The sequence below is a fragment of the Nocardia sp. NPDC020380 genome (genome assembly GCF_044386975.1).
Lineage (GTDB): Bacteria > Actinomycetota > Actinomycetes > Mycobacteriales > Mycobacteriaceae > Nocardia.
Map to the genome: position 1 here is coordinate 207,552 of NZ_JBIRVQ010000004.1, position 14,779 is coordinate 222,330.

The 14,779-nt window shown below is 68.0% G+C and carries 1 protein-coding gene (running past one end of the window); it reads left to right on the forward strand.

The window, feature by feature from the left end; all coding sequences use genetic code 11:
* A protein-coding gene (locus tag ACH438_RS11810) for an SDR family NAD(P)-dependent oxidoreductase (protein WP_397004062.1) crosses the window boundary here: on the forward strand, positions 1-14,779 show its 5' portion. Its footprint extends 3,749 nt past the window's final position; 14,779 of the gene's 18,528 nt are visible here — the first part of the coding sequence; it begins with the start codon at positions 1-3; the stop codon falls past the right edge of the window.

Consider the following 14,779-nt stretch of genomic DNA (forward strand, 5'->3'; position numbering starts at 1 on the left):
TTGGCGGTCAACATGGCGACAGACAGTGGTCGGCAACTCCGACAAATGCTCACTCGGGCTCTTAAGAGAATCGAAGAGCTGCAAGACGGCACCCAAGGATCGATTGCTTCATATTCGCCGAACGAACCCATTGCAATTATCGGCCTCGCCTGCCGCCTCCCCGGCGGCGTGCACAACGCCCAGCAGTACTGGGAGTTGATCCGGTCGGGCGCCGACGCCGTCATCCCGGTGCCCGCGAATCGCTGGGAGCCCGAGCCCGGCAGCCAGGCCTATCGGGCCGGCCTGCTCACCGATCCGATCGACACCATGGACACCGACTTCATGGGGATCGCACCCCGCGAAGCCGCCGCAATGGACCCGCAACAACGGCTGATCCTCGAAACAGCCTGGGAGGCACTGGAAAACGCCGCCATCATCCCCGCGCAGTCGAACGGGTCCGCCACCGGCGTTTTCGCGGGGGTGAGCTGGCAGGAGTACCAGCGAACCCTTACCCCGCAGGGAGTCGCGTCGGTGGACGCGCACACCCTCACCGGCACGATGTCGAGCATTGTCGCGGGCCGCATCTCGTATCTGCTGGGCCTGCGCGGCCCTGCGATCGCGATCGATACCGCATGCTCGTCCTCGCTGGTCGCGATCCACCAGGCGGTGCGCAGCCTGCAGGCGGGCGACTGCGATGTGGCGCTCGCGGGCGGTGTCAATCTGCTGCAATCCGAACTCATCTCGGCCGCGCTGCACCGCATGAACGCCCTCTCGCCGACCGGCCGCTGCCGCCCCTTCGATGCCGCGGCCAATGGCTACGTGCGTGGCGAGGGCGCCGGAATGATTGTGCTGAAACGTCTTTCGCAGGCGCTGGCCGATCGCGACGATATCCGGGCCGTCATCCGCGGCTCGGCGGTCAACCACGACGGGCGATCCCTCGGGCTCACCGCGCCCAGCCAGGTCGCCCAGGCGCAACTGCTGCGACGCGCACTCGCCGAGGCAGGTTGCGCCGCAACGGATATCGGCTACGTCGAAACCCACGGCACCGGAACGCTGCTCGGCGATCCGATAGAGATCGAGGCCCTGCGCGAGGTTCTCGGCACGGTTCGCCCCGATGGTGCGGACTGTCTGCTCGGATCGGTGAAATCCCAGATCGGGCACCTGGAGTCGGCGGCGGGCATTGCCGGGCTCATCAAGGCGATCCTGGTGCTCGAACACGAAACCGTGCCACGGCAGCACGGTTTCACCACACTCAACCCGAATATCACCTTGCAGGGGTCGTCGCTGGCGATTCCCACCGCGGATACCGCATGGCCACGCGGGGACCGGCCGCGGTATGCCGGAGTGAGCTCGTTCGGTTTCGCCGGTACCAACGCACACATCATCCTCGGTGAGCCCCCGAATCGAACGCCTACGCCGGCAAACGAAGGCGCACAGCTCCTGGTCCTCTCGGCCCGCTCGGATCGAGCGCTGGATGCGCAGCTCACGCAATGGGCGGCAGCGCTTCCGAATACCGACAGTTCGTTCGCCGACGTCTGCGCGACGGCAATGCTCGGCCGCCAATCGTTCGGCCACCGGGCCGCGGTCGTCGCATCCAACGCCGCCGACGCCGCCCACCAGTTGCGCACCCGCACCGCGATGCGGAGCACGGCGACCTCACACCCACCACGGATCGCACTGTTGTGCACCGGGCAAGGCACCCAGTACCCCGGCATGGGCGCCGGGCTCTACGACACGTTTCCGGCGTTCCGCACCGCAGTGGACGAATGCGACGAACTGCTGGGAGAGTTCGCCGACGGCCGCCGCCTGCGAAAACTCTTGCTGGACCCGGCCGATCTCACGCCGGACCGGACCGACCTCGCCCAGCCCACGTTGTTCACCTTCGAATGGGCGTGCTTCCGCCTGTGGTCCGCGTGGGGTATCGAACCGGTGGCGGTGCTCGGCCACAGCCTCGGTGAGCTCGTGGCCGCCTGCATTGCCGGTGCCCTGGAACCCGCTGCGGCACTGCGGCTCGCGGCCGAGCGCGGGCGTTTGATGCAATCGCTGCCCTCGGACGGTGCGATGGCGGCGGTATACGGCAAGCCGTCTCAGCTGAGCGACGTGCTGGATAGCGAGACACCCGGGATAACGGTCGCCGCGATCAACAGCGAGGACCAGTTCGTCATCTCCGGCTCTGCCGCAGCCGTACAGCGCGCCTGCGCGACCGCGGCCGCACGCGGCCTCACCACCATCGCGCTGCCGGGCCGCACCGCCTTCCACTCCCCTGCGATCGACCCCGTTCTCGACGACCTCCGAACCATTGCCCGCGAATGTCTTTTCCCCACTCCCCAACCAGATTCGACGATCACCATGGTGTCCGGCCTCACCGGTCGCCCCACCGCACCCGAGGACCTCGATCCCGAATACTGGGCCACGCAAGCGCGAATGCCGGTCCGGTTCGCCGATGCCCTGCGTACTTCGGCGCAACTCGGGGTGGACTGCTACCTCGAGCTCGGCCCGCAACCGGTACTCACCGAGCTGGGCCGGCAGGTGATCACCGATCCTGGCATCCGCTGGATGGCCGCCGCCGCGCCTGGAACCGCAGCGGACCATTCGATCCTGTCCGCGCTCGGCGAACTCTACTGTGCCGGTGCGGAACCCACATGGCCCGCCGTAATTGACCCGGGCGCGCGGCGTCGCACCGATCTACCCACCTACCCCTTCGAACGTGAACGCTGCGTCCCGAATATGACTGCACAACCCACTGATTCGAATCCCGCCGCCGCAGAACAGCCGCTACCCAGCTATCTCGACGAACACAGGCTCGACGGCAACGCGGTACTACCGGCCGCGTACCTCCTGCTACGCGCCGCCAAGGTCGCCGCCCCCGCCGGTCCACAAGAACTGCTCGATTTCATTGTCGCCCGGCCGCTGGGCACGAGCCACACACCGGTGGTCCGCACCGCTCCGGCGGCGGTAGGAGTCGACGTGACATTCGCTGCCACAGCCGATGATCCGATCGTCTGCTCGGCGCACATCCGCCACCTCGACGAGAGCGAGTCCGCCGACCACGAATCTCTGCAGTCGGCCCGGTCCAGCTGCCGCACCGACTACGACCTTGCCGACTTCCATAACCACTGCACCACAGCGCACCTCGACCTCGGTCCGAGCCTGCGATGGATAACCGAGCTGCATGCTGGGCCAGATCGGTTGCTGTCCAGATTGATTCGCCCAGCAACGCTGCATCCATCCGCCGACCCGCTCCAGGCCGCATTGCTCGACGCTGCCATCCAGACCGGATTCGCACTGGCATCCGCCACAGGTCCGGTCGGCCCACCGATCGCCATCGACCGCACGCAACTGACCATGACCCCGGATCCGGTGAAATATGGCTGGGCACTGGCATGTTCGAGCAGCAATGCAGCTGGCGCCGCCCACAACAGCACAGTAGACGTCACGCTGTATGCCGACGACGGGACGGTACTGGCCATCCTGACGGGCGTGCGTTTCGCGGCCGCCGAACCGGTTCCGAGTCCGCTCTTGCCAGCAGAGCCCGCGGTGACACCAGAGCACCTGTTCATCGGCCACGAAGAATGGCACTCGCTCGGCGCATCCGCGTCGGCGGCCCCACAGCGGAAATGGCGAATACTCGGCCCCTCGCACCCCGCCTCGGCGGTGGCCTCGGGCCTCGAGCGCGCCGGGCACCGGGCACTCGCGGTGCCGGTCCTACCCGCTCGGATCGCGGATGACTCCGTATTGTTCCTGATCGAGGCCGGGGACGACGCCGACTCCGCCTTCCGCGCAGTCGAAACGGCGCTGAGCAGCGCCCAGGCAATGGCCGCTGGAACCGGCCGGGGTCCGCTACTGCTGGTCACTCACAATGCCCGCTCGAACACTCCGCACCCCGGACCCACCGCCGCCGCACTGGCGGGCCTGGCGGCCGTGATTCGCACCGAGCTGCCCGAAATCGGTTGCCGGGTCATCGATATCGCGGCCGAGCTGCCACTCGATGCCGACGACGTCATCAGCGAGATCACGGCGACGGACGGCCAACTCATAGTCGCGGTCCGTCCCGACGGCCGATACGCGCCGACCTTCTCCCCTCTTCCCATGGCACGGGACCGCCAGATTCTCGATGCCACGGCCGCCTATCTGGTCACCGGCGGGCTCGGAGCTCTCGGATTGCACACGGCCGCACTGCTCGCGGACCGCGGCGTCCGCACCCTCGTGCTCACCGGCCGCAGCGCACCGAGTGCGGAAGCGACCGTACTCGTCGACCGGCTCACCGCACGTGGCATTGCCGTCCACTGCGTGCGCACCGACATCGCCGACAATGTGGCAGCCAGAAAGCTGGTCGATCGATTCGGCACGGATCTCCCCCGGCTGGGCGGGATCGTGCATTGTGCCGGCGTCCTCGACGACGGGACACTGCTGAACCACACACCCGAACGACTACGCCGCATCTTCGCCGGCAAGGCAATGGGCGCCTGGCACCTGCACGAACTGACCGCCGGACACGATCTGGACCACTTCGTCCTCTTCTCCTCGATCAGCGCCTCGAAAGGCACCGGCGGACAAGCCGGTTACGCCGCCGCCAACGGATTTCTCGACGGGCTGGCCCGCATGCGCCGGGCGAGCGGCCTGCCCGCGACGAGCGTCCAATGGGGACCGTGGGCGACGGTCGGTATGGCGAGCGGACTGGGCGATGCCGCCCTCGCGCGGTGGCGACAGGCCGGGATCGGTCCACTGGCCCCCGGCGATGCCGCGACGATGTGGGACACCATATCCACCACCGGCGGCGTACTCACCACACATGCCATCGCGAAACCTGCTCCCGCACAACCTAACCACAGCGCCAATCCCGCACCTGACCTACTGAGCTTGGTGCGCGATCAAGCAGCGGCGGTACTACAGCGCACCGCGCCGATCCCCGACCGCACACCACTGCGTGAACTCGGCCTGGATTCGATCATGGCGGTGGATCTGCGCACTGCCCTCGCCGAGCAGCTAGGCATCCGGCTACCCGCGACCTTGCTCTTCGACCATCCCTCCGTCCAGGAGGTGGCAGCCGAGTTGGCCCGCCGGGCTCCTGAAACGCCCCAGCCCGTTGAGGTTCGGGCACCCTCGCCGGAGACCGTCCCCACCCCGGATGTCACCCGGCAGCAGCCACCCGACGACCCGGACGCCGTCGCCATCATCGGCATGGCCTGCCGGTTCCCCGGCGGCGTCGACAGTCCCGCCCGCTTGTGGCAGCTGATCTCCGACGAGGTCGACGCCATCACCGAGGTACCCGCGCACCGCTGGAACCTCGCCGCCCACTACGACCCCGACCCGGACGCCGAGGGCAAGACCTACACCCGCTGGGGCGGATTCGTCGACGGTGTCGAGGATTTCGATGCCGGCTTCTTCAATATCTCCGAGGGCGAAGCCCGCATGCTCGACCCCCAGCAGCGGCTACTGCTGGAGGTGACATGGGAGGCGCTGGAGCACGCGAATCATCCGGCCGACCAGGTAATGGGCAGTGCCACCGGGGTTTTCGCAGGCATCATGTCGAATGACTACGCCGAGCGGATGACCCGGGCGGGCATTGCCCCGGACGGCTGGTTCGGCACCGGCAATCTCTCCAGCGTCGCCTCGGGCCGGCTGTCCTACTTCCTCGGTGCGGGCGGGCCGAGTCTTACCGTCGACACTGCCTGTTCGTCATCGCTGGTCGCGGTCCACCTCGCGGTACAGAGCCTGCGCCGAGGCGAATCCGACCTGGCCATCGCCGCTGCCGCGAGCGTGGTCCTCACCCCTACCCTCGACATCTACTTCGCCCGAGCCCGAGGACTGGCCCGGGACGGACGCTGCAAGAGCTTCGACGCCGCCGCGGACGGTGTGGTGTGGAGCGACGGGGCCGCGGCCCTCGTCCTCAAGCGGCTGTCCGACGCGCGGCGCGACGGTGACCGCATACTCGCGGTGGTTCGCGGTTCGGCAGTCAATTCCGACGGGCGCAGCCAGGGATTGAGCGCGCCCAACGGACCGGCGCAGGAGACCGTGTTGCGCGCGGCCCTCACCGATGCCCGGCTGGACGCGGCCGATGTCGATTATGTCGAGGCCCACGGCACCGGCACCGCGCTCGGCGATCCGATCGAGGTGAACGCGCTGGCCGCCACATTGGCGGCGCGGCGGCCCGTGGAGCGACCGCTGCTGCTCGGCGCGGTCAAATCGAATATCGGGCACACCCAAGCGGCTGCGGGTATCGCCGGGATCATCAAGGTGGTCGAATCGCTTCGCCACCAACGGATTCCGTCCACGTTGCACTACCGCCGGGGTAACCCTCACATCGATTGGGATGACCTCGCCATCCGGGTCGTGGCCGAACCCACTCCGTGGCCGCGCTCGGCCCGACCGCGCCGCGCCGGAGTGAGCGCCTTCGGAATCAGCGGCACCAACGCCCACGTACTGCTGGAAGAGGCTCCCCCGCAATCGGTTCCCTGGTCCGCGATCGGTGAGCCGGCCGCGGATCTGCTCGTGCTCTCCGCTCGCACCGAGGGAGCGCTGCGCGATCTCGCCGCGCGGTATCGGGACCACCTCGCCGCCCACCCGGACATTCCTCTCCCGCAGCTCTGCACAGCGATGAATGCGGGCCGCTCTCATTTCGAATGCCGGGCAGCGGTCATCGCCGACAGCATCGAGACGGCACGACGGGGATTGGCCGCGCTCGCCGACAGCACGACCGCTCCCGGCGAGGTCATCGTGGCCGCAGACCAGCACGGGGTTCGAACAGTCGAACTGGCGCGCCGATATCTCTCTGGCGCCGCAATCGACTGGGCCACAGAATATCTCGGCAGAACTCGCTACCCGGAGCTGCCCACCTATCCGTTCCAGCGCAGACGGCATTGGATCGAGGTGGATGATGCGCCCGCGGCGGCACCGCGGGCGGACAGCGAGCCCCCCGCCGCACGCGACTCCCGAACCGATACCACCGCAATCGATACCGCTCGGATCGATGCATTGCGGCATCAGCTGACGTGGACTCCGGCGGTGATCGCCGATTCTCGCCCAACCGGCCGGTGGCTGGTATTCAGCGACAGCGAGCCTGGCGATGCGCTGGCCGCCGGACTCACCGCGCGGGGTGCCGACGTCGTGCTGGTGCGCCCCGGTAGCGAATTCGCTGCCGCGAACGGCAGATACCTGCTGCCGGTCGAAGACCCGTCAGGTTTCGCACGCCTGCTCGCTCAGGATTCAGCCACCGCAGTGGTTTACGCATGGTGTGGCGGATCAGCACAGACTCGACTCACCGCAGCCCTTCAGCTCACCCGAGCCCTCGTAGCGCACGGTCGCCCGGCTACCTCGCTATGGCTGGTAACCGTCGGCGCGCAGTACGCTGCCGCGACCGATCGGCCATCACCTGAGCAAGCGATGATGTGGGGATTCGGTCGCACTCTCGCCGCCGAACATCCCGAATTGCGTTGCCGGTTACTCGACCTCGCACCCGAGCGGGTTGATTCCGGGCACGCCACGGCGATCCTGTGCGACGCCGGAGACGAGGCACAGTTCGCTCTCCGAGGCGATCGGACTTTGGCCGGCCGCACCACGAACGGTCCCTGGCCGTCCGACGCAGTGGTCCCCGATACCGAGAACTACCGATTCACGCCCGACCCGTCCGGCGAATTCGCCGCCTTGCGCGGCACACCCGCCGACCGTATCGCACCGGACCCGGAACAGCTCGAAATCGAAGTGGCGGCAACAGGTCTCAACTTCCGCGACATCCTGCTCGCACTTGGCGCGTACCCCGATGGACCGAGCCCGCTCGGATTCGAATGTGCGGGCCGGGTGAACCGAATCGGCGCGGGCGAGCAGGAGTTCCGCGTAGGCGATCGGGTTATGGCGCTCACCGGCGGCAGCCTCGCCCGCTACGTCACCGTCGATCGCAGGCTGACCGCGGCCATCCCCGAGGGCATGTCGTTCACCACGGCCGCTTCGATCCCGATGGCCTTCACCACCGCCTGGTATGCCCTCTTCGATCTCGCGGCAGTGGGCCCGGGGACCAGCGTGCTGGCACACGCGGCCGCGGGCGGAGTCGGCATGGCCGCCGTGCAATTGGCCCGCCGGGCAGGTGCGCAGGTATTCGCGACCGCGGCCCCGGCCAAATGGCCGGCCGTCCGCGCGCTCGGTCTACCGCAGGTCTACAGCTCCCGTGAGTCCGGTTTCGCCGCAGCGATCCGCGCCCGCACGGGTGGCACAGGCGTCGACGTGGTGCTGAATTCGCTGACCGGTTCGTTCATCGACGAGGGCATCGGGCTGCTGAATCCCGGTGGCCGTTTCGTCGAACTCGGCAAAACCGATGTGCGCAGCCCGGACACGATCGCCGCCGACCGTCCCGACGTGCGCTACCGGGCCTTCGATCTGAACGAGGCGGGCCCGGATCGACTCGGCACGATCCTGCGCGAGGTAGCCGCACTCATCGCACACGGCGAGCTGACCCCGTTGCCGCTCGCGACCTATCCGATGTCGGCCGTGGAGCCCGCCTTCCGGACGATGTCCCAAGGCGGCCACATCGGCAAGATCGTGCTGTGCGCGGCACCGGCCGCACGCGTGGTGGCCGATGGAACCTACCTCGTCACCGGCGGTTTCGGCGGACTCGGTGCCGCGGCCGCGCGCTGGCTGGTGGCACGCGGCGCACGCCACCTGGCTCTCATCGGCCGTGGCGGACCGGGCCCGGAGGGTCGTGCACTGGTCGAGGAACTCACAACCATGGGCGTCCGAGTCCTACAGCGCCGCATCGATATCGGCGAGCGCGCCGCCGTCGCGGGACTCCTCACCGAGCTCTCGGACTCCGATATGCCGGTGCTGCGTGGCGTGATCCACTGCGCGGGCGTGCTCGACGACGCACTGGTCACCGATCAGGAGTGGTCGCGCTTCGAGAAGGTCCTGGGCCCGAAATATGAAGGCGCGCAACACCTCGACGAACTCACCAGGAACCTGCCCCTGGACCTGTTCATCATGTATTCCTCGGTGGCCGGACTGCTCGGCTCACCGGGTCAAGCCAACTATGCCGCCGCGAATGCCGCACTCGATGCGCTGGCCTGGCGACGGCGTGCAGATGGACTTCCGGCGTTGAGCGTCGCGTGGGGACCGTTCGCGGAAGTCGGGATGGCTGCCTCACAACCGGGCCTGCTGGACCGATTGGCTCAGCGCGGTTTTCCCGCACTCACGGTCGCCGATGCCGACGCGGCGCTGGATCGGTTGCTTCGGATCGATCCGGCAACTACCGGAGTGTTCGCGACCAGCGACGCAATCGTCACAGCGACCACCGCAAAGGTCGATACACGCTCAGTGGTGCAGTGGATCGTGATGCGGCTGCTGGATCTGCCCGCCGAGGTGGATCCCGACCGCCCATTGCGTGATATCGGCGTGGATTCGCTGACCAGCCTCGAACTCCGCAATGCGTTGTCGACCGAGATCGGCCGAACCCTCCCCCCGACACTGGTTTTCGATCACCCGACGATCCGCGCGATCGCCGCTCTGGTGGATCGAACGGGCGGGGTGCCCGCCGCAGCACCCAACGCTCCGACCGTCACCACCCCGGCGTCAGCGGCCGATGTAGCCGAACCCGCCATGTCCGACGATGATTCGGACGACCCGATCGTCATCGTCGGAATGAGCTGCCGCTTCCCCGGCGGGGCCAATAGCCCGGAGCTGCTCTGGGATCTCCTGTCCGCAGGCCGCGACGCCATCACCGAGGTACCCGCCGATCGCTGGGATATCGACGCGGTCTTCGACGAAGACCCCACCGCACTCGGCACCATGTACACCCGCTGGGGCGGCTTCCTCGACCAATGCGATCAGTTCGATCCGGAATTCTTCGACATGGCCGCGACCGAGGCCAAAGCCGTCGACCCGCAGCACCGGCTGCTACTGGAAACATCCTGGGAGGCGCTGGAACGCGCGGGGTACGCGCCGGGCAGTTTGGTAGGTAGTCGTACCGGGGTCTTCGTCGGCCTGTGTTTCGACGAGTATCCGGGCACGCGCAGCAATCCGGGAACCACCGGCGCGCACCGTGACCCGACGACTTTCGGCCCGTATTTCATCACCGGCACTGCCCGCAGCATCGCCGCGGGCCGCGTGGCGTACTGCCTCGGTCTACAGGGGCCGGCGCTCACACTGGACACCGCCTGTTCCTCCTCACTCGTGGCCTTGCAATCGGCGGTCGACAGCCTCCGCGCGGGTCGCTGCGACCTCGCCCTGGTTGGTGGAGTCAACCTGCAGTTGGATCAGGACACCACGATCGCGTTCTGCCGCCTCGGCGCTCTCTCCCCCGATGGCCAGTGCCGGGCCTTCGACGCCGACGCCAAGGGATACGTGCGCGCCGACGGATGCGGAGTGGTTGTGGCCGAGCGACTTTCGGCCGCACGCCGCCACGGGCACCCGGTGCTGGCGGTAGTGCGGGGCATCGCGGTCAATCATGATGGCAGGTCCAACGGACTCACGGCCCCCAACGGACCAGCCCAGGAGCGGGTCATCGCCGAGGCGCTCGACCGCGCCGGGGTGTCTCCCGCCGACGTGGGCTATGTCGAAGCCCATGGCACCGGAACGCCGCTCGGCGATCCCATCGAGGCCGGCGCATTGGCCTCTGCCTATGGTGCCGGCCGCACCACTCCACTGCTGATCGGATCGATCAAAGGCAATATCGGCCACACCGAGGGCGCGGCAGGTGTCGCGGGCCTGATCAAGGCCGTGCTGATGATGCAGCACGGCGAGATCCCGCCGAGCCTCCATTTCGACAACCCCAACCCGCACATCGACTGGGATGCAGTTCCTTTGGAGGTGGTGCGAGAACGACGCCATTGGCCGATCTCCTCGGGACCCCGACTCACGGCGGTGAGTTCGTTCGGGATGAGCGGCACCAACGCCCATGTGGTGCTGCAGGAGCCCACACCGGTCACCGCCTCCGCGCCGGACACCGGATCGCATCAGGTTCTGGTGCTCTCGGCCCGCAGCGGCGAGGCCCTGACCGCACTCGCGCAGAGCTGGGCCGACGCACTCGCCGACGATCCTGGAGCCACCGCCCATCCGGACGGCCTCGGCGACTTCGCATACACGGCGGCGGCCGGGCGTACCCATTTCGAGGACCGGCTCGCCATTGTCGCCGATTCGCGCGCCGATGCGACCGTACAGCTGCGGGCGGCGGCCACTGGAACGGCCGATGATCACTTGGTCGCCCGCGGACGCGTCGAGCGAGCCGCTCCCCGACCGGTTCTCGCCTTGTTGTTCACCGGGCAGGGATCGCAGTATCCGGGTATGGCGAGGGACCTGTTCGACGCCGAACCGGTTTTCGCGGCCGCTATGCGACAGTGCGATGAAATCGTCGGCCCCATAGCCGATCCTGGGAGCCCGGCGAACAGCCGACGTCTGCTGGATGTGGTGTTCGATGAAACCTCCGGCGCCCAGATGCTGGCCAGAACGGTGTTCGCCCAGCCCGCGCTGTTCGCGGTCGAGTGGTCGCTGTGGCAACTGTGGCGGGACTGGGGTATCGAGCCCGCGGCCGTCCTCGGGCACAGCGTCGGAGAGTACGTTGCCGCGTGCGCGGCGGGCGCACTCGAGGTGACGGATGCACTCCGGCTCGTCGCACTCCGGGGTCGGTTGATGCAGGGCCTGCCGGAAAGCGGTGAGATGCTCGCTGTCACAGGCGATCCCGCGCTGACCGCCTCGGCGACGGCAGAAGCGGACGCGGTCTCGGTGGCGGCATTCAACGGTCCGGAACAGGTTGTCGTGGCGGGCCGCGCGGCCGCTCTACGACAGCTGGGCGACCGGCTGCGCGCCATGGGTATGAGCACCACCCCGTTGAGCGTCTCCCATGCCTTCCACTCCCCGCTCATGGAACCGATGCTCGCCGACCTGATCTCGGCGGCAGAGCGAATCCAGCTGTCGGACCCGGCGATTCCGCTGATCTCCAACGTCACCGGCGTGCCGCTGGCCGCAGGCGAGCTGACCGCGGAGTACTTCGCGCGACATACCCGCCGGCCGGTGCAATTCGCCGCAGGAATGCAGGCACTGGCCGGGCTCGGCACGGACATGTATCTCGAAATAGGTCCCCACCCCATCCTTTCGGCACTCGGGCAACGATGTGTCGAGCAGCCCGCGCGATTCGTGCCGTCGCTGCGCCGCGGCCAGGATGCTCTCGCATCGATGGGCGCCGCGCTGGCACAGCTGTACACGGCGGGTATCGACATCGATTGGGAGCAGGTGCATCGCCCGCATCAGCGGCGGCGGATCATCGCGCCCACCTACACCTTCCAGCGCCGTCACTGCTGGCTCGATCTTGCCCCCGCGCCGGCCCACGCGTCCGCGCCCCACGTAACCGCGCCCCACGTAACCGCGCCGGTGCAGGCTACCGCGCTCGATCACGGCGGCAGCCCGGATCAGCCTGATGTATCGGACCATCCCGTCCGCGTGGACGCTCCTGCGCCGCTGACACGATTCTCGGCGACCGTCGGACCGGATCACCAGAGGTACTTGCGCGACCATGTCATCGACGGCCGGGTGCTGCTCCCCGCCTCCTGGTATCTGACCGCCATCGTGCGTGCGGCACGGTCGATGGGTGCCGAACGCGGCAATGCACTGCGGCTCACCGACCTCCAGCTGCATCGTGCGGTCGAGCTGACCGACCGTCACCGGCTGGCACTGGATTTCCATCCGGCCGAGGGCCACTTCACGGTCGAGGCCGGCCCGGCGGCAGGTGCGGGACAGTCGTATCTGACGGCTCGGCTCACCATGTCCGCGGAAATCGCGCCGCCCCCCGATCTGGATCTCGAGGGTGTCCGCGCACGCTGCCCGGACACCATGCCCAGCAAGGACTTCTACGCGAGCCTTGCGGCCTCACGGCTGTCATACGGCCCGGCATTCCAGCAGGCGCGCGGAATCCGCACCGGCAGGCGCGAAGGCCTCGTGACCTTGTCGGATCCCTACGGCGACACCGATATCGTGCATCCGGCGGTGCTGGATTCGGCCTTCCACACGATCCTCGCCGCCCTCGATGCGGATGCCAGATTGCACACCTGGGTCCCGTTCGCCATCGACAGCGTCACCGTTTACGGCCGGAGCGGAACGGCCCGCTTCGGCCATGCGCGGGTGGTCGAACAGACCGGCGCCGCCGGCGTCTACGACGTCGAGGTGCTCGACGCGGCGGGCCGGGTGCTGCTCGCGGTCGGGGGCATGCGATTGATCCGCATCGACGCCACAGCACCTCTCCATGGGTCCGCCACGACGGGCACCGATGCATCCGCCGCCGTCGATACCGTTCCGCGCGCTACGAACTCAGCCGTCACGCGCTTCGAGCATCTGGTCCGTCAGGCCGCCGGTCTGTCCGACACCCACGACCTCGACCTACCGCTGTCCGACGCCGCGATCAATTCTCTTGCCGCAGTGGAACTTCGCGACAAGCTGGCCTACACAACCGGGCTGCGGCTGCCCATGACGCTTGCCTACGAGTATCCGACACCACGCGCGCTGGTCGACTATCTCGTTGAACAGACCGCAGCCACTCAGCCGACGCCTCGGTCGGAGCCACGGCCCGATAGCCGACCCGCGCCCGGCTCCGGGGCGACCCGCCCGTCCCGAGACGGGGATATCGCGATCGTCGGGATGGCAGGTCGGTATCCGGGCGCTGCCGACCTCACCGAGTTCTGGCAGGTGCTGGCGACGGGCCGCGATTGCATCACCGAAATCCCTTCCGAGCGATGGAATCCCGACGATTACTTCGATCCGGACCGGAACCGTCCACACACCTCCTACAGCAGGTGGGGCGGCTTCCTCGACGATGTCGATTGCTTCGACCCGCTGTTCTTCGCCATCTCACCGCGCGAAGCCGAACTCCTCGACCCGCAGGAACGACTCTTCCTGCAAATCGCCTGGGCCGCACTGGAGAACGCCGGCCATACCGCCGACGACCTGTTCCGCAACGGGCTCGGCCACGGCGAGGCGGGCGTGTTCGCCGGAGTCATGTGGGGCAATTATCAACTCTTCGCGGGCGATCCGCGCCGGTTGGGCCATGGCGCGGTGCCGTCGTCGACGTATTGGAGCATCGCCAACCGGGTCTCGCATGCGCTGGATTTCCGCGGCCCCAGCATGGCCGTCGATACCGCGTGCTCGTCGTCGCTGACCGCGCTACACCTGGCGTGTCAGAGCCTGCGCACCGGCGAATGCCGACTGGCGATCGCGGGCGGCGTCAATCTGACCACGCACCCGTACAAGTATCTGGCCCTCAGCCAAGGCAAGTACCTCTCCACCGACGGGCGCTGCCGTTCGTTCGGCGCGGGTGGAGACGGATACGTGCCGGGCGAGGGAGTAGGCGCCGTCGTGCTGCGCCCGCTGGCCGATGCCGAGGCCGACGGCGACACCATCCACGCGGTGATCAAGGGCACCGCGATCAACCACGGCGGTCACGTCACCGGTTTCACCGTGCCGAATCCGGAGGCGCACGCGGAGGTGATCCGGGCGGCCCTGCGCAGCGGCGACATCGATCCGGCGACGATCTCCTATATCGAGGCGCACGGCACCGGTACTGCCCTCGGAGATCCGATCGAAATCGCCGGACTATCACGGGTATTCGGCGCCGCGATCCCCGGCAGCTGCCTGCTCGGCTCGGTGAAGTCGAACATCGGTCACACCGAGGCGGCGGCCGGTATTGCCGCACTCACCAAGGTGGTGCTGCAACTGGGCGCCGGCATGATCGCGCCCTCGCTGCACAGCAGCCCACCGAACCCCGCCATCGATTTCTCCGCCACGCCGTTCCGTGTCCCGGATCGCCTGGTGCCGTGGCCGTCTCCGGAGTCCG